Genomic DNA, 18,553 nt, shown 5'->3' on the forward strand with positions numbered 1-18,553 from the left:
ACGACAATGGCTATGGTACAAGGTAAAGGCCTTAAATACCGAGTGTGGGCAACACATGCAGTGTTGTGGTGCTTCTTGGCAATGATTATCTTCCCACTACTGATGATCATCGCGATCTCGTTCCGTGAAGGTAACTTCGCAACCGGTAGTTTGATTCCAGATAACCCGTCATTGGAACACTGGAAGCTAGCATTAGGTATGTCAGTGACGAACGCAGATGGCTCGGTAACGTCACCTCCGTTCCCAGTACTGACTTGGTTGTGGAACTCGATCAAAGTGGCGGGTGTTACATCGATTTTAATCGTGGCACTGTCAACGACATCGGCTTACGCATTTGCTCGTATGCGCTTCAAAGGTAAAGAAACTATCCTGAAAGCGATGATGATTTTCCAAATGTTCCCAGCAGTACTGGCTCTAGTAGCAATCTACGCGCTGTTTGACAAACTTGGTCAATACATTCCGTTCTTAGGCTTGAACACACACGGTGGTCTAATCTTCTCTTACCTAGGTGGTATTGCACTGCACGTATGGACGATTAAGGGTTACTTTGAAACGATTGATAACTCTCTGGAAGAGGCAGCAGCCCTTGATGGTGCAACGCCTTGGCAAGCATTCAGACTGGTTCTACTACCGTTGTCTGTGCCAATCCTAGCGGTTGTGTTTATCCTGTCATTTATCGCAACAGTTGGTGAAGTACCAGTAGCATCTATACTACTTACAGATGTGAACTCTTATACGCTAGCAGTAGGTATGCAGCAGTACTTATACCCTCAGAACTACCTATGGGGTGACTTTGCGGCAGCGGCTGTACTATCAGCACTTCCGATTACTATCGTGTTCTTACTTGCTCAACGTTGGTTAGTTGGCGGTTTGACGGCAGGTGGTGTAAAAGGATAAGCTGTACTCTATAAGAAAGAAAAAGAGCGACCGTTAGGTCGCTCTATATTGGCATTTTTATTACATCATTTGGTTTGGCCGCCGATCAGTAATAAAAATAACCCTCAGGTTACGCATAGCTGGCTACTAATCAGGTTCCTTACGCTATTAATGATTAGTGGTTTTTGTAACTCTAACCCAGGTATTTACTTGGGTTTTTTTATGCCCGCTACTTTTTTTTGTCTTTGTGTCTGCTTTACTCGTCAACTCTTGTACCCATCACCGTTATTGTGCTGATAAGCGCTTTAATATTAAAAGCTTCGAGTCACTTCTCTCCTACACCTTTCTTGACTCATTCCTCTTACTTGAAGGCGTGAACGAGTCTCACAAATCAGACACTCAGTATAAGGGGCTGTTGATCTATTGATATATTGCTAATAATCCAATGCGTGATACTTCAATGATTTGTATGCAACAAATGATGAAATTGCACAGAAAGTGCATATAGAAACGGGATGTGGCTGTGAGTTTTAAATGGTTATAACTCAGGGATATGAAACTACACTGGAGTTATAGTTGAGAGCTAATGATCAAAACGCCGGGATGGATGAACATAGAATGGGTAGCTACAGAATGTGGATAATGAGTTCTAGCTGCTAGAACTCTTTGCTTGAAGGTGCGCAACCTAAATGCTGCAGTAATACATAGATGCTCTCTTGATCGAGTGCGACACGACGAAACAGATCCGCAAACGTTGGGTCGCCGCCGAAGCACGTCTGGATATAGTGGTTGATTTCATTGCTGTCGTAGCCTTCGACATACAAAGTTCTAACCCATTGATACTCAACAGCCTTCAAATTGTTCAGTGTAGATTCGCTAAGAGTGGGGCGTGTGACGCTCAAGTGTGGCTCCGGGAAATTTAAGTACATCCATTATGATTGGCGGTATTTAATCAGAGCAAAATGACGACTTTATTACAGTCAAAATAAATCAGTGAACAAGTACCGATTCATTGCCACCTTTGGCTGGGTATCACGCTCTTATTGTCTGTATTGGGTGTGCAGCGGATTTGGCTGTGTAGAGCACGAAGGTATCAAATAGATCAATGCCAAGCAGGTGCTTGGCATTGTAATAGGGTTTGCAGGGGAGGAGCTGGTGGACCTTACTTAAGGTACTTCACGTGAGCTTCCATCTCTTCACCAATCTGTTTTCGCATGTTCATTAGGCGAATAGCCGAATCTCGTAATTCGATGTCTTCTGGCGTCTCTGGTATCCACTCTGGCACTTTAGTCGGGTTACCATTCTCATCGACAGCGACCATAATAACGATACAGTGAGTTGTTAGGCGGTTATTGAGCTCTTTAGGGTCGCTGGCTTGCACGTCGATAGCGATATGCATTGAAGATGAACCTGTATAGATGACCTTTGCACTTACTTCCACAAGGTTGCCTACGTGAATTGGAGCAACGAATCGAATTCCGCCTGCATAAGCTGTTATACAGTATTTACCGCTCCACCCTGCGGAACAAGCGTAGGCTGCTAAATCGATCCACTTCATTGCTGCCCCACCATGAACTTTACCACCAAAGTTCACATCCCCGGGTTCAGCTAAAAAACGCAGAGTAACGTCTCGTTTGCCATCTTGTCGGCTATTGCTACTGCTCATCTATCTTCCTTCATTATTATTTTGCTGCATAACATGCTTGTTACTTACTAATAACAATATACTTAAGATGACATAAGTTAAAGCGGATAATCTCACGGTTAAGACAATTTTTTTCAAACAGATGATCAGTTGATGAATATCGGTGTTTAAAGGTGTATGAGGCGAATGGCAAACATGGATGAAGTCATAGCAAGCAAAAGATTAGAAATACTGATTAAGTCACTAGATAGGTCGATTACAAAAAAAACACCTAGCGCAATGCTAGGTGTTTCTAAGCCGTGTGGTACTCATGTCGGTACCTTTTTTGTGTTAGCCAACTAACCGCTGTTGATTTGGTTTAGTTAAAGTGACTGTATCTTAGTTACTACTAAAGTGGTAGCTATTATTGTTTTCTTATCAGCTCACTTTTACTGTTTTACAAAGTATAGATCCTTCGCGTAGATATTTCCTTTCGGATTATTGTTTGGGAAGCCCTTTAGTGTATTTCGCACTAATCGTGTGTGGTTGTAATGATATAAAGGCATAACTGCTGCAGAATCGTTGAGTAACGACTCAGCATGCTGATATAAAGCAAAGCGTTTAGACTGATCTTCCGTTTTACTCGCTTGCTGTAAGAGCTCATCATAATCTGGATTACAGTAGCCACTCTCATTTGCTGTGTGGTCACAAGTGAAGGCTTCTAACAGTGCAGAAGGCTCTGGATAGTCACCAAATGCCCATGAGCGAGCCAGCTGATAGTCGCCACTCCCTTTCGCTGCAACATAGGCTTTCCATTCCATGTTCTCCAACTCAATTTTTACGCCAAGTGGCTTCCACATCGATGCAATCGCGATCGCTATCTTTTTATGATTCTCACTGGTGTTGTACGTAAGGGTAAACTTGAGAGGCTTGTTTTCGTTGTATCCCGCTTCTTCAAGTAGAGCTTTGGCTTTGGTTAAACGCTGCTCGCTGTCTAGAGAATTGAATTCGGATAAAGGCGCTGTGTAGTCAGGAATATTATTCGGCGTCACGCTGTATGCTTCTGGCTCACCTTGACCTGTAACTTTCTCGACCAGAATCTCACGATTGACGGCCATGCGCAGTGCTTGGCGTACTCTGACGTCATCAAACGGCGCTTGACGTGTATTGAATGAATAGACGTAAGAGCCTAGTAGAGCTTGCGCTTTGATCTGCTCAGGGCTTTCTTGGATTAATTTCTGGTAGTACTCAAGCTGAACGCGATTGGTCATATCAATTTCACCCGCTTGATAACGGATAAGCTCAGCATTTTGAGATGATAAGCCCAAATAGGTCACCTTGTTGATGATTGTCGATGTGTTATCCCAATAATTTGGATTCCTCTCGACTTCAACGTATTCGTTTGGCACCCATTTACTCAAAGTGTAAGCACCGTTGGTCGCGATATTTTCTGCGCGAGTCCATTGGTCGCCTTTCTCTTGAACCAACTCAGCAGGCAAAGGGAAAAAGGTCTTGATGCTCATTAAACTCATAAAGTAGGGCGTAGGTTTTGAAAGTGAAATCTCAACCGTGCGCTCATCTAATGCTTTGATGCCAAGCTTAGTGGGCTCTATATCTCCTGATAGAATCTCGCTAGCGTTCACTATGTTAGCCGTAGAAAAAACAAAACCCGTGTTATTACCTGTTTTCGGAGACACTGCGCGCTGCCAACCAAACACAAAATCAGACGCTGTGACTGGATCGCCATTTGACCATTTGAGGTTCTCTTTCAATACAAACGTCACGGTTTTGCCGTCTTTGCTGATAGACCATTCTTTGGCTTGCCCTGGGATGATTTGCCCGTCACTGTTTTCAATCACAAAGCCTTCAAACATATCATTGACGATGATGTCACCGGGCATGCCTGAATTTACGAAGCTAGGATCTAGTGTGTTGGGCTCTGCACCGTTGCCGCGTACAAAATGTTGTTCCTCAGCTAATAGTTCTTCAGCTAATGGTGCATTAGTATTAGCAGGAGCAGGAGCAGGAGCAGTGGCAGCAAAGCTTGAAGCAGATGACAAAGCAAGTAGAGACGAGATGATCACAGGGATCGTTGGTTGAGTCATTGTAATTCCTTTTACAACTTAAACAGTACTCAATGCATTAAACCTGAGTCGGTAACATGTTGCAACCACAATGAACGCGTATTAAAAGCATTTGAAAGACTTGTGAATAAAACAACAGTGCCTACTTCGGAGTAGGCACAGTAAGAAAAGTGAGTTTGAATATTTGCCCTAAAGTGAGCGTTGGATGATGCGTTTAGCTTTGTTGAGGGAGAGGAGCCTCAAGCCTTGGTTTTCTTTTAATTTGAGCGAGAATGACACCTGAAATCACCATCACACCGCCAATGATGTGGAACTGGTTAATTTCTTCGCCAAGCCATGTCGCAGCTAATACGATCGCAACAACCGGAAGCAAGTTCATGAACATCGCGCTTGAGTCAGCACCAATGGTGTCAATCGCTTTCACCCACATCCAAGGTGCTAAAATCGAAGCGGCAACTGCGGCGTAAGCAATCAATGGGATCGCTTGTTGCGGTGGTAAAAGTTGTTCGCTGGTAAGCCAAAGTGGCGTAAGCATCGCGACAGCAAACAGACCCTGAATGTAAATCACCACCCAGCTACTGATTGGCATTTTCCAGCGTTTCAAGAGCACACAGTAAGAAGCATAAACAAAGGCCGCAATCAGCATATAGCCATCGCCTTGGGTCAATTCTTGATGGATGAAGAACAAAGGATCGCCTTTACCTAACATCAGAGCTAAGCCTGACAGTGACAACACACCACCCACAATACTCAAACTAGAAATGGACTTATGCAACAAAGGAACGCTCAGAAATACACTGATCAACGGGACTAAAGACGTGATCAATGCCATGTTTGAAGCGGTTGTGGTTAAGCCTGCGTAGTAACCTAGAGATTGGTTCAACACCATGCCCAAAAAGCCGAGGAACGCTAATTTCGATAGGTTTGGCTTAATGACAGCCCACTGCTTCATCACCGGGCGAATACAGAAAGGCGTGAGAATTAACATCGCAAAAAACCAGCGGTAAAAACTCATCGCGCTAGGTTCTATGGTGCTTGCAGCAAGCTTGTTGACGATTGCATTGGCGCCCCAGATACAGACTGTAAAAAATGGTAAGAGATAATGCATGTGAATTCCGTCGCAAATGAGTTGATGCGGCTAGTTTGACAGGTCGTTATACTTACAAGTATCTTTAGAAAGACATCAGGCGCGATAGGAAGACAAGTTTGAAAAAACAGTCCAGAAACCTTCATCCATCCTTATCAATTGATAAGGCACCATCCAACGTATTTATGAATTTTGAAGCGTTTCTTTCGAACACTGAAACTCGAGTTCATAGCCACTCATGGGGACAGGTCCAGTTGATCAGTGGCGGTATATTAGAGATGGAAGCGGAAAGCACCCGATTTCTAGCGCCACCACATTTGGCGATTTGGGTACCGGCCGGGGTGATGCATTGCAGTTATAACCGTAAGCCTTTGGACTACTGTTCGCTAAATATCGCCCCAGAGCTAACGCAACATCTGCCAGAAAAAACCAGTCTTATAAAGATCACGCCGATTGTGTCTTCGATCATCGATGACTTTCGCGAGCGTGGAATAAATGTTGCGGAAACAGAACAAGATCAAAGGCTTGTCCAGGTACTGCTTGACCAACTTGCGCAACGTGAGGTTGAACACCACTTTTTACCTTCGACCGACAATAAGTACCTAGCGCCTATATTGGCATCTGTTGAAGAAAACCCAACAGACGAAGTGACGCTGAAAGATTGGGCTGAACGTGTTCACACCACGGAAAGAACTCTTTCTCGCCACTGCCAGACGGAGCTTGGAATGAGCTTTACAGAGTGGCGATTGCGTGTCCGCTATCTGTACTCGATGGACTTGTTAAGAAACGGCCAATCGGTCAAAGAGGTCGCTCTTACATTGGGTTATAACCAAGCAAGCCCATTTATCACCATGTTCAAACGTTACGCGAACCAAACGCCAGAACAGTACAAGAACCGTTTGTTGTGATTGGTTTCTTTTGCCAAACGTGTCAATAATCGGCTACTTCTCTTTTTATATTTAAGTTTTTGTTATTAATAGATTAAATTAGGTCTCGGTAGCGGATATACACGTCTATTTCTTCAATGGTTTGAATTTGGTTATATAGGCATTTAGTTTTTTTTTCGTATTTGAGTGATTATTTATATAATCACTTGCTCAAAATTCCGAGGAAAAATTTGAAGTTTATTATCCCAACCATATCAGTATTAGTTGTAACACTTTCAGCATGCGGTGGTGGTAGCGATAGCGCTGCGCCACCACCTCAAAAGACTAAAACCGTAGTGCCTCAAATGTCCATAACCCCGGCATTAGGCAGTGTAGCTGATCCAAAAGATGATGTTGCAAAAAACCTTTATAGTAGCCCTGTAATGTATTCAGCTAATGCTATAGGCAGTACCGATATCAAAGAATGTATTAAGGCTCTGAACCTATTTAATATTTACAGTATTGGTTGGGATGATGAGTTCAATAAAGGGTTATCTGCTAAGCAAGAAAAAGATCTCAAAGGTTTCTATGGTGTTTATGGTGCAAACGGGATTGTAGATTACTCAGCTGGTACCACCGAAGCTATCGAAGCAAAAGATTGGATCAGCTACTTCTACTACGATGCAAACTTTCAAGATTGCGAAGCGCGTCGTTACAAGTCCTATGCCAAAGTAAATAAAGTAGGACAAGACATTACCGAGCTTAGTTACAAGTACAGTGTTGATGAAGATGCGACTACAAATACACCTCAACAAAATATAAGTAACTATACGGCTTGGCAAAGTGACGCTGCGAAAAACACAGTGGTTGGTTTAGTGACCAACATTACAACAGGTAGCATTCAACATAAGCAGCAACTGAAAAGCTTCACATCCGACAGTGGGCGTTCTGTTGATAACGTCAGTTTCAGCAAGATGTTTAGAAATAGCTATTTTTTAGAGTCTTATAATAATGGCGAAGTCGAATATCAAGTGGTTGGCGGTAAGGTGATTGATAGATATGCAAAACCAAACCTGTCAGATCCAGAAACCTACTATGCCGTTAACTTAATTTCGGCGTATTTCCCAGGTATTGGCACCAGAATCAACTGGTGTGTTCGAGGGAGCCAGTTCGTATCAAATAAAGAGACGCCAATCAGCGAAGCGCAATACAACAGTATTATTGAAAAGGGTGATTTAGGTGCAGCTTATTGCGACCCATTTGATACGAACATCAGCCAAGTTCGTTATTACGATACGAAAGGAAGTAAAGTCTCAGACAGTTCTGCAATTGCACTTGAATTAAATAACAAGTTGGCACAAGGCACTATTGTTAAAGACAAGTTGGATCAACGAGTAGCCAATAAGAAGTTGTACTTAGGAAAAACACACAGTGAATATTTCCAAGAGTCCTCTTTGGCGAATCAAGTCGATCAAATCAAAGCCGATTTAACAAAATAGATTTGCTACCGGAGCTTAAGCTCTTATCTGATTAAAGAAACCATAGCCGAACGCAGAAGCCTAACTGTGCTCGGCTACTTTTCGTACCATCCATTTCTTTTTATAAATGAACCGCTCGCATATGAGGTTGGTTTGTATCATGCCTTTGGCTTAATACCCAGTTAACTCCATATAGCCAGATCCAGAATGAGAACCTTTAATCACGATTGGCCCCTCCCAATAGGGAACCGATAGTGGCATTTTCGCATTTGGATTAAGCGCCGAAACAGTCAGTTTAATTTGTTGCGTCGGAATCGAAATTTGCCACTCTGTTGGGTAGTCACGTCCATCGATTTCCGTTTGCTTGATGGCGGTTAAGTTGATGTCTTGCTGTGAAATCGCGATGCCGGAGCCATCTTGATTCATCAACCTCGCATGGGAGTAACTGGCTTTGCCTGTTGTTGAGTTGCGAAGTTGAAACACCACCAAGCTGGTTTCATCACTCAGCCTTAGCGCAAACCAATCCCAACCTTGTTGCGAGTCGAGTAAAAATTGCGAGCTCCATTCTCTGTCTATCCAACCTGTACCGGAAACCTGATGGGTGACTCCATCAATGGTTACCTCGCCTGATACATCGATGAATGGTTGGCTGTAGTAGTAGGAAGCCACTTTGCCATCGCTACTTTTAGTGCTGTAGCCTTGTTCGCCTTGCTTTTGATAAGGCGCGTTGTTGGTTAACTTAAGCGAGTATCCAAATTGATCCGAGTTAGCGACTAATGTCGCTGGGAACAGGTCATCGGTCGTCGACGTCCATTGCCAATCATCGAGATAAACACGAAACGGCGAACTGCCTACACCTGCTAGTTCAGCTTGATCGCGAGACCACTTTTCATCGGCGTAGTGCTTGTCTTTAGTGGTGACAGCACTGTGCGCCATGTAGATTTGCTGGCTTTGCCACGTGGTTTTCTTAGCGCCATTGCCACTTTCTTGTGGTGCAGCCGCGAAGCGGAACTGTGTCCACTGCACGCCTAAAGTGTTGCCGTCTTCATCAATTAAGTTTGCGGTTAAGTACCACCATTCATGACGAAAATCTGGGTGTGCTTGATGGTCGGCAGGGAAGGTGATGTCGATACCTTTTACTACCGGCGTGAATTGCTCAGCCTCTTTTTGTGTTTCATCGTCGGTTTGTGTTTCTGCGCCAAGTATCGAACCCATATTTTGAGCTGATGGTTGAGTGGACTCCTCACACCCTAAAAGGAACAAGATGCCTAGTGTGAGAACGAAAACTCTTATTGCTCGATTCATCACAACACCTCGCTCTGTAAACTGGATACAACGGGTTTGCTGACCAAACGCCACAGTGGAATCAAGGTCGCAAACACAGCCACTAAAATGGTGATGGCTGCGATGCTGAATGCGTCACTCCAATTCCATACATAATTTAAACTCCAACCAAAGGCGCGCAGGGTAACGATGTCCGTCAACACATAACCGACCATAGCGCCGAGTGGTAAGGCGATAACCAGAGTGAAGGCGACCAGAACAACGATTTGCCCGACCACCATCGCCATCAATTTTTTCCGACTAACACCGAGCGCATACAGCCTTGCAATGGCGGCTTTGCGTGCATCGAGCAACATGAAACAGGCGCAGAACAACCCTATCACCGCCACCATTAATGTGACGCCATTAAGCGCCCGAGTGATGGCAAAAGTTTGTGAGAAGATATCCAAAGCGATCGATTTGATCTGTGCTTGATCGTAAAGCTGACTTGGGTGCAGATTGAGTTGTTGGCGTAGCTGTTCGTACACCACTTGTGGGTCGCCAGAAACTTTGATTCCCAAGCTGGTGGGTAAGTCAGTAAATCCGTTTTCGAGCCATAAATTAGGTGCAAGTAACACTTCCCCATTGGGTGAGCCGTAATCGTGGAAAATGGCCCCTACGATGAGTGTTTTGTCTTGGATCGCGTCGAGCTTGAGTTGGTTTCCAAGGGACAAGCCGAGCTTCACCGCAGTGGGTTCGCTGATCGCCACTAATTCACCTTGGTAAAAGCGCGTCCAGAAGTCATCAAGATAGGATTGGAACACCATGGTTTGCTCTAATGTGTCCTTGTCTTTAGTGCCGAGCAAAGTCGGTAAGCCCTGTAAGTTATCATCGACGTAGTATTGCTTATAAACGGCTTCAACATTTTCAAACTGCTCTAACGAGCGCTCCACATTTGCGATTTCACCTTGGGCAGGGCTAACGTAAATATCGGCATGTAAGCGCTGTTCAAGCCATTGCTTTAACGTGAATTCAAAGCTGCCGACTAAGGTGTTCATCCCCACATTGGCGGTGACGGCGAGAAGCAACGCCATCATGGCAAGAGAAAGAGGGGAGATAAGTTCACGTAGCTCAGCAAACAGATATTGTATTAACCCCGATTGGGTGTGTTTTTCGCTCCAGTTCGCTAGCACGCTGAGTGTTTTGGGCAGGTACAAAGGAATCGACACCACTAACACACCGAGCCATGCCATGGTGAAGCGATGATGTTCGCTCAACCATAACCCTGCTAACGCGACAATGGTTAATACTGACCCGATAACAAACAGCTGATTTTCGTTAGAAGCTTCCGGCGCTTGATAGAAACCGCCATGGGAAGAGAGGGGTTGTCGCACCTGCTGTTTAAAGTGCTGCCAACACGCGACAAGCGTTGCGGCCAGCGTGAGCAGCAGTGCTTGCACTAACCATTGCCACTGCCATGTGCCGGGAAGCAGTGTCGCACCATAAAGTTGCTCAAGCGTTATCGCGACGGTGGGATGTAGCCAATGGCTGAGTTGAATGCCGAAAATGAAACCAAGCGACGCGCCCAGTGTGACTAAAAGAGTTAGCTCTACTAACAGAGCTGAAAACACGATGCTTGGAGCTATGCCGGCTTGTTGAATTTGCACCAACAGCCGATTGCGTTTCAGCAAACTGTACTTCACGCCATTGTAAGCGATGAACAGGCCAACCAAAAACGCTAACAAACTCATGGCGGTGAGGTTAAGGTGAAAGCTATCGGTAATTGAACCGAGATCCGTGCTTTGGTTGTTGGGTATCCATTGCCCTTGCTTGCCAATAAGGCTTTGCCATTTATCCTGAGTATTGCTGTTCTTGTCGCTCTTCGTGTCAAAAATAGCGATATAGCTCAGTTGCCCTTGCTTGTTAAGCAGTTGCTGAGCGAACCCAATATCCATCAACATTCGGCTACCGAGCTGCCATTCATCTGGCAGTACCACGACTTTGGTGAGCACTTCATCCAAAGTGAGTGTGTCTACTTCTCCCAAGTTCTGGTGTTGCGACTGGCTCATCATCACAATGGGTTCACCCGATAAGAGTTGCGGCAAAGGTAAGGCATTGTCGAACAGGGAAATGTGTGGCTCTTTGGTTTGAGTATTGCTTTTTTCGTCGATGCGAGAGTGGCGAGCTCTTGAAGTGAGGGCGGCGATTAGCTCACTGCCTTGAACTGACCAGCGTCGGCCTTGTTGGTCTCTTACTCGTCCTTCAATCACGGGCAGCGCTGTGCTTAATCCACTTTGTCTTAAGCTGAAGTAGAGCGATTCCGGCAAATAGTTTTGCCCTGCTGGTGGAATGATAAGGTTTTGAGCTTGGGCGCTAAGTTGCTCGGTCGATTCTGCATAACTGCGTTTGGCATTGAGGTTGATGGCTTGCACTGCGACAAACAAGGTGACCGCAAGCACAATGCCGATCAGAATCGCTGCCGCTTGCAGTGGCGATTGACGATAGTGTGCCGCGAATAAATTTAGAGTCAGTCTGGTATGGGTGAGCTGGCTATGAGCGAAGCCAGTTTGCTTCATTGAATGACTCACAACGCTGCTGCTCTTGGGGTTAGATCTGCGTTCCTTAAACAACCATCATCTAATACCAATTTTGTCTGCATAAAGCTGGCGCATTCCGGGCTGTGCGTAACCAAAAGCACGGCAGTGTTGCCTTGTGTAGTGATTTCACTCAGCAGCTTCATTACCTCAATGCCTGCTTTGTGGTCGAGGTTGCCTGTGGGTTCGTCGGCAAGCAGTAGCTTAGGTTTATGGGCTAACGCGCGCGCAATAGCGACTCGTTGTTGCTGACCGCCAGAGAGTGCGGATACGTGTCTTCCGAGTAGCTCGCTGATGCCCAATGCGTCAACTAAGTAATCGCACCAGTCGCTCCACTTCTGTTGATTTAAATGAAGAGGGAAGGCGATGTTTTGTTTTACGTTGAGTGGGGTCAATAAGTTGAACTGTTGAAAGATCACGCCCAATTTTTGATGGCGGAATCGGCTCCACTGTGGATCTTTCCAATTTGATGTATTCTCGCTATCGAGCCACAACTCGCCACCAGATAGAGGTGCAAACCCCGCAATGATGTTAAGCAGAGTACTCTTTCCACTGCCACTCGCCCCTGTCAAAGCCACGCTTGCCCCTGTCGCCAAAGCGAAGTCGACATTGTCCAACACGCTATGAGTGTCTTTACCATCAACAAAGCTTTTGCTGGCATGTGTGAGTGTGACAATTGGGCTTTCCATTTCCTTTCCTCATAACCAAAACTAACCATCAAAAGGTGTCGTTACTTGTGGCAATTACCGAATCGACAAGCTCTATAAAACTGTAGACAATAATTTAAAACATTAGAGCGATTTATATCGAATTATTAATAACTTGTACTTCGAAAAGAGGGAAATAGATCAGTGTGGGGAGGGATAAGGATGTTAGTGGGAGTTTTGAGCCACCTCGGATGCTTTTAGATTTTTCGTCAGATGGTTGGTGATCTCGTTTAAGTGAAATAAATCATGGCTCAAATTATTAAACGTTGTATTTATGAAAGTGGTGAGGGTTGGTGCTGTTTTGCTAGCTTGTTTCTGCCCCAAAACGTTTCAGAAATAATTATAACTCATACTAGGCATAGCGAAACTTAGCTGAGTTTTATTCATGCCTGTGATGTGCTCAAAGACAATTGGTCAATTTGAGTTTTATAATCGTGGTCAATAAAAAATTCATCTCGTTATTAGGAAAAACAACATGTTTTTAGGTAAAAGTCGGAACAAAAAAACAAAGAAACAGTTTGAAAATGTTCACGATATCTTGTTGTCTTCTATGGCGCTATATCCATATTTTTCAGTAGATCAGCAACTATTCATCTGCCATTTTGTTAACGAGTTCTACAACAATAAAACAGTGTTGGTTAGCCCAGATATTACAATTGAAAACCAAGAACTTTTACTGGTGCTAATCGCAGCCAACGCGTCTTTGGTTGGAGGGGCGCAGCGAACAAACTACTTTTCGTCGGTAAAATGGGTTCACATTTGCTCTGACGACTTGCAAGTTGACGGGGATGCGTATGAGACTTCTACTGTGCGGTTGAACGCATTTCCTTGTTTAAAGGAATCATCCGATATTATTGATGGGAGAAATCTGATTGTTCACGAGTTTGCTCATATTCTCGACCATATATATGGCTTATCAGGTAGTACCCCTGCGTTGCGCAAAGGCTACGAGGTCTATCTAGGCAATACTGCAGTACAACAAGAATATCTTGTTCCAGATTGTGCGACATCACCAAGTGAGATCGCTGACCATATCTTCACTCATGATGATACTTTACTTCGAACACATGAAGAGTACTTTGCAGTACTATCTGAGTTATTTTTTACCAATCCTGCGGCCATTCATGAGAACAGCCTTGAGCTATATAGTGATCTAGTTGGTATCTATGGTTTAAACATGGTGGATATATTGAGTGTCCGTGAGCAGGTCGTGTAAATGAACAGAATTTTTTCAAGCGACTTGCTTACTGGGGTTGGTAACACAAAAATGCCCCGTTATGGTTTAGCCGTATCAGCAAGTTTTCTCCAGCCAGTATGAAATACATTACTTTTACTAATGAAACTTTGTCAGGTAGTACTAAAAAGAAGAATAGATAGAAACCTTCGGTACTTCTCAATCATCATTAAAATTCTCTCAATAACTATCTGTTTTAATAAAGCTTTTGTGTTAGATTGATCTTAAAGAGATCTGTTAGATGAAAATTGTCAGGTATGAATTTGGGAATGATTCCATCTAATAAGCGTTAGATTTACTATCAACCAAAGGTGGTTATAAATTGGGAAATAACAATAAGGCGAAAGTCACGTTACTAATTGGCAAGGTAGCCTGTGGGAAGACAACTTTCGCTCGCAATCAACAAAAGTCTGATGGGACAGTTTTTTTATCTGTAGACGAGTTACACCTCTCACTTTTTGGTGAGAACCCTACACGTGAAGAGCTTGATAGCTCACACGCAGGCGCTAGAGCTTACCTTAAAGGTATCGCTTTGACATTTTTAGAAAATGACATTGATGTAAATTTGGATTGGGGTTTTTGGTCAAGATCATCTAGAGTGGAAACCCAGCGTTACTTTCGTGAATTAGGGTATGAGGTTTCTCAAATATTTTTTGATATCCCATTAAGTATTAGGCTTCAGCGAAATCAAAAGCGAAACAACGGTAGTGATATTCATTCTTTCAAAATTGAAGAAAAAGATATATCGCTGTTTGATAGTTTCTTTGAGGAGCCAAGTGCAGATGAAGAGTTTACAGTAGTGCGTAAGTAAATTTAACAAGTGTTTAAGGTTTCAAGGTACTTTTTCTAATCTGAATGAAACGGTTTAGAGCAGTACACCTAAAACGTTTTTGTCCAACTATGAGTTAGCCTTTACAGCTCATTCATGTGATCACCAAGCGATTCTGTCGTACCTTAATTACCAAGCGACTTTGTCATTACAATAACTACCGAGGGAAAATGTCGGGACTGATTTAGCTTACTTTTTAAAGTAATCAAATGAGCTTTAAAGGGTGCTAAGGATGTTCTATATGGATTCAAAATCACAGTTTACTGTCGATATCATTAGTAAAGTCATTGATGGCAAAATTACTATCAATAGTGCCACGCAATTACTGCAAAAATCACGAAGAACCGTTGAACGTTACTTGAGTCGCTATCGCAAGGAAGGCATTCGGTTCGTGGTTCATGGTAACACTGGTCGTGCTCCCATCAATAAAATCCCTGAGTCACTCAAGAAGGAGGTTCAAGCCCTCATTCAAACCAAGTACTACGACTTTAATCTTCAACATCTCTCGGAGCTTTTGAGCAAAAATGAAGGACTGTCGATTAAGCGTGAAACGTTGCGTTCTTGGGCTCATGACATTCACCATGTGAAGCGTTCTAAACGCCGTAGAAGTCGAGTAAGGAAGTATCGAGAGCGTATGCCGTTGCCTGGGCTTATGCTGCAAATGGATGGCAGCCCTCATCGCTGGTTTGGTGATGAGAAGTCTTGCTTGATTGCCATCATTGATGACGCTACTAGTGATATTCATGCGCAGTTCTTCCCTTCAGAGACCACCGAAGGCTGTATGAAGGTGATGCGAGCTTATATTGAAAAGCGAGGCATATTCAAAACTCTCTACGTGGATCGAGCAGGTATCTTTGGTGGGCCGAAACGCAGCAACTTCTCGCAAATGCAGCGAGCTTGTGATGAACTCGGTATCGAAATTATCTTCGCCAACTCACCTCAAGGGAAGGGACGAATCGAACGAGCCTTCGACACCTTCCAAGACCGCCTTGTCCCCGAACTGCGCCTCAATAACATCGCTGACATGGAGAGCGCAAACCGATACTTGCAAGAGGAGTTTATCCCCAAATACTGGGTGAATAATGTGATGGTTCAGGCGACTAAATCGAGCTCTGCGTTCAAGTCGTTGCCACCTGACCTAGACCTTAACAGCATCTGCGTACAGAAAGAATATCGAACGATACGACGTGACCACACGTTTAGCTTTGATAGCAAAATGTACGTTATCGACTCGCCAGTACGTTACTCCATAGAGAACCAAAAAGTAGAAATACGATGTCAGTTCGATGGTACCTTCTCTGCTTACTTCGGTCATCGACGGTTAGACATCACTGAGTTAGTAGAGCCACGTAAATGCAACGAATACGGCAAAGAGGTACAACGTAAAATAGAGGCTCTGGAGTTGGTTGCAGAGCTTGGTAGTGTCTCTAAAGCCGCTCGTATCTTAGGTTGCTCACGCCAAACCTTATATACCTATCAGCAAATAATGGAAGAGGAAGGGCCACTTGGCCTCAAACGGATTAATAAGCCACTGAAGCGCAGTAAAAACGCAATCCCAGAGAGCACCGAAGATAGGATTATCGAGTTGACGTTGCTCAACCCGCATAATACGTCGATACAAGTGATGAAACTACTCAAACAAGAAAACATTACCGTGAGTATCAGCACCATCCAGACTATATGGAAAAGAGAAAAGCTCAATACACGAGAGATGAGAATCAAGCAATCCCAATCAATGAGTATCGATGTGTGAGGCAGTTGAACGATATGAATACTAGAATATAAAGGCATGACAGAATCGGTTGGTACTTATCCCGTCATGTTCCCTCAGTAATGACACTTTACAGCTCATTCATCCAATATCAACCGTTTTACTCAGTACAGATGTGGTGTTGGAAGATGGGAACGACAACGACCTAACCACGCTCCAAGCGTTGTTAAGTCGTTATTGGTTTTAGGTCAGGGGTTAATTGAGTGCTTCGATCAGAGTGATTTCGCGTTTGATCTGCTTACTCTCTTGCTCAGTTGCCTGCGCCAGTTTCTTTTCGCGTGTGGTTATGGCTGCTTGTTTGGCTTCGTCAGATGTGAACATCAGTTCTTTTACGTTGATAGAAGTGATGTTTGTGTAGCGGCCATCGTCACTGGTCGGGATTGATATGGTTTCATCATTAATCAAAGACTTTACGATCTCTCGCTGTTCATTGTAGCGGCTCTCTAAACCAGAAAGAGCCCATCGCTGCTGAGTTTTACCTTCATACTGACCGTTCTTTTCTTCTTTAAGATACTTGATAGTCATGTTACGGATCGTGCCTGCTTCTTCTCCATACTCTTCCTCAGTATCAAAGAGTACAGTGAACGATTCGCCTTCTAGCACGCCGCCTTTCTTGGTGAGATGACCCATTCGATAGCTATTCATACCAATACGGATTTCGGTTTCATCAGTAACCGGTGTGCCATCTGCAAACGCGAGGTTGGTGATGCGGGTACCTGCAGGTTGAGTGAGGTCTATGGTATAAATCACGCCCGCGAAGAAGTCATTGGTCGAGTATTTTGAAGCTCTGCGCTCAGGGTTAAAGCTGTAGGTCACATCGCCAGGTTGCACTGAGTTGAAATAGCCCGCAGACCATTCCATATAGGTTCTTAACTCTTTGCCTGTCATCTGGTAGACAGTGATTTCGCCACCTGCGTATTGGTAGTTGTACGCGATGTCTTTGGCTTTGATTGGGCCAACATCGAGCTCTGCATTGTCGTTGTCTATTTGAAGTGCAATGACATTGGCTTTGGGTGCATAGAAGAAGCTCGCTTCTTGGTATAGCGCACTGATGCCTGTGTCTTGAACATGGACTTGAGGGATACCGCGGATTTCGTTTTCTGGGACTAAATCAACGCCGGTAAGCTGAGCGACAGGTCGATTCGCCATTTCTCGGAGTTGTTTGTGATAAGGCTGGTATAACTCGTCCATATTCTCGTCAGAATCTATACCTTTAATTTTATAGGTGAAGCTGTCTTTGTTGACGAGAGTGAATGTGCCATCGCGCTCTTCAAATTGAAGATCGATACGAGATAGGGCGCGGCCATATTTGTCGGGTTCAGTAATAATAACGCCATTCACAACGGCTTTATCGATGCGAGTGTGCATGTGGCCAGCGACGATGGCATCGAGCTCTGGGTTTGCATTGGCAATGTCGGTGACACCGGTGTCGGCAATGTCATTCTCGTTTTCAATCCCCATATGGGCAACCAATACGATGGCATCCACTTTATCATCAATCTCTTTGACGATTTTCTTCACTTCCAAGGTTGGATTAGTGAAAGTGACGCCTTCTAAACGGTTTGTACCTTGCGCAAAGACCTCCGTCATTGGGGTATCCATTCCTATGACACCGATCTTAATGCCACCGCGTTCTAGAATGGTGTAACCAGGCAAGAATGGGTTTCCGTTTTTGTTCTTGATGTTGCCACCGAGAGATTGCCCTTTAAATTGGGTAACGGCTCTGTTGAGGGTTTTAAGGCCAAAGTCGAATTCGTGGTTACCTAAAACCCACACATCGTATTTCATGTGATTAAAGCCAAGCATCATTGGATCAACGGGCTCGTCTTTGAAGGTTTCTACGAAGTTGCCTTGGATGGTGTCGCCAGCATCGACAAGGATAATGTTAGATTGCTCTTTTCGGATCTCACCAACCTTGGTCGCGATTTGGCTCAAGCTACCACGAGTGTTGAGTTTATCCGCCGCGTAATCCCACGCCATAAAATGACCATGAATATCTGAAGTACCCAGTATCGTGACATCGTGTATGTCGCCATCAGCTGCAAAGGTGGGAAAGGCTAGAGAGAGTAGGATGGCGCTTGATAGTATGTGTCTTTTCATAAGTATGTTCGCATCGTGGTTTTAAGTATGACGCTACCAT

The 18,553-nt window shown here is 44.3% G+C and carries 14 protein-coding genes; 6 read left to right on the plus strand and 8 right to left on the minus strand.

The features are described from left to right. Positions 1-6 precede the first annotated feature (6 nt). Positions 7-897 carry a maltose ABC transporter permease MalG gene (gene malG, locus BCU34_RS17595; RefSeq protein ID WP_019822930.1) on the plus strand — a complete coding sequence of 297 codons (891 nt, stop codon included), beginning with the start codon at positions 7-9 and terminating at the stop codon, positions 895-897. Between the two features lie 635 nt (positions 898-1,532). Here malG and BCU34_RS17600 read toward each other — a convergent pair. The 4 genes from BCU34_RS17600 to BCU34_RS17615 all read right to left on the minus strand — a co-directional run bounded on the left by BCU34_RS17600 (position 1,533) and on the right by BCU34_RS17615 (position 5,692). Continuing rightward, positions 1,533-1,805 (minus strand): hypothetical protein, encoded by a 273-nt coding sequence (locus BCU34_RS17600; protein WP_048661044.1) that lies wholly within the window; start codon positions 1,803-1,805, stop codon positions 1,533-1,535. Positions 1,806-2,038: 233 nt separating this feature from the next. After that, positions 2,039-2,542, minus strand: coding sequence for an acyl-CoA thioesterase (locus tag BCU34_RS17605; protein ID WP_019822926.1), 504 nt, complete (start codon positions 2,540-2,542; stop codon positions 2,039-2,041). A gap of 407 nt (positions 2,543-2,949) precedes the next feature. Further along, positions 2,950-4,605: a peptide ABC transporter substrate-binding protein gene (locus tag BCU34_RS17610; protein ID WP_102478660.1), complete on the minus strand. Its 1,656-nt coding sequence runs from the start codon at positions 4,603-4,605 to the stop codon at positions 2,950-2,952. Between the two features lie 193 nt (positions 4,606-4,798). Further along, the gene (locus BCU34_RS17615) at positions 4,799-5,692 is read right to left on the minus strand and encodes a DMT family transporter (RefSeq protein ID WP_048661046.1); all 894 of its coding nucleotides are present in this window, start codon (positions 5,690-5,692) and stop codon (positions 4,799-4,801) included. A 98-nt stretch (positions 5,693-5,790) separates the two neighbouring features. Here BCU34_RS17615 and BCU34_RS17620 point away from each other — a divergent pair, with 98 nt between their 5' ends. Continuing rightward, on the plus strand, positions 5,791-6,579 hold the full coding sequence (locus BCU34_RS17620) for an AraC family transcriptional regulator (RefSeq protein WP_048661047.1): 789 nt from the start codon (positions 5,791-5,793) through the stop codon (positions 6,577-6,579). Positions 6,580-6,788: 209 nt separating this feature from the next. Continuing rightward, positions 6,789-8,036 carry a hypothetical protein gene (locus BCU34_RS17625; RefSeq protein ID WP_102478661.1) on the plus strand — a complete coding sequence of 416 codons (1,248 nt, stop codon included), beginning with the start codon at positions 6,789-6,791 and terminating at the stop codon, positions 8,034-8,036. A gap of 150 nt (positions 8,037-8,186) precedes the next feature. On the opposite strand, the gene BCU34_RS17630 is transcribed toward BCU34_RS17625, so the two are convergent. From BCU34_RS17630 to BCU34_RS17640, 3 genes are read right to left on the minus strand one after another with little or no spacing between them, the layout of a single operon-like run. After that, a complete protein-coding gene (locus tag BCU34_RS17630; RefSeq protein ID WP_102478662.1) occupies positions 8,187-9,320 on the minus strand; it encodes a lipocalin-like domain-containing protein in 1,134 nt (377 codons plus the stop codon). Then, positions 9,320-11,854: an ABC transporter permease gene (locus tag BCU34_RS17635; RefSeq protein ID WP_102478663.1), complete on the minus strand. Its 2,535-nt coding sequence runs from the start codon at positions 11,852-11,854 to the stop codon at positions 9,320-9,322. The genes BCU34_RS17630 and BCU34_RS17635 overlap by 1 nt, the downstream gene beginning before the upstream one ends. Before the next feature lie 8 nt (positions 11,855-11,862). Continuing rightward, positions 11,863-12,561 carry an ABC transporter ATP-binding protein gene (locus tag BCU34_RS17640; RefSeq protein WP_102432324.1) on the minus strand — a complete coding sequence of 233 codons (699 nt, stop codon included), beginning with the start codon at positions 12,559-12,561 and terminating at the stop codon, positions 11,863-11,865. Positions 12,562-13,054: 493 nt separating this feature from the next. Between BCU34_RS17640 and BCU34_RS17645 the strand changes: the two genes are divergently transcribed. From BCU34_RS17645 to BCU34_RS17655, 3 genes are all read left to right on the plus strand, one after another. Beyond that, entirely contained in the window at positions 13,055-13,795 is a 741-nt protein-coding gene (locus tag BCU34_RS17645; RefSeq protein ID WP_108145153.1) for a zinc-dependent peptidase, read from the plus strand. A 340-nt stretch (positions 13,796-14,135) separates the two neighbouring features. Next, positions 14,136-14,624: an ATP-binding protein gene (locus BCU34_RS17650; protein WP_102480577.1), complete on the plus strand. Its 489-nt coding sequence runs from the start codon at positions 14,136-14,138 to the stop codon at positions 14,622-14,624. Between the two features lie 250 nt (positions 14,625-14,874). Further along, complete coding sequence (locus tag BCU34_RS17655) at positions 14,875-16,395, plus strand: ISNCY family transposase (protein WP_082040340.1); 1,521 nt, start codon at positions 14,875-14,877, stop codon at positions 16,393-16,395. 213 nt (positions 16,396-16,608) lie between these two features. Here BCU34_RS17655 and BCU34_RS17660 read toward each other — a convergent pair whose 3' ends face one another. Beyond that, positions 16,609-18,513: a bifunctional metallophosphatase/5'-nucleotidase gene (locus BCU34_RS17660; RefSeq protein ID WP_102479255.1), complete on the minus strand. Its 1,905-nt coding sequence runs from the start codon at positions 18,511-18,513 to the stop codon at positions 16,609-16,611. Positions 18,514-18,553 lie beyond the last annotated feature (40 nt).

Origin of the sequence: Vibrio sp. 10N.286.45.E10 (assembly GCF_002874195.2) — a bacterium.
Lineage (GTDB): Bacteria > Pseudomonadota > Gammaproteobacteria > Enterobacterales > Vibrionaceae > Vibrio > Vibrio crassostreae.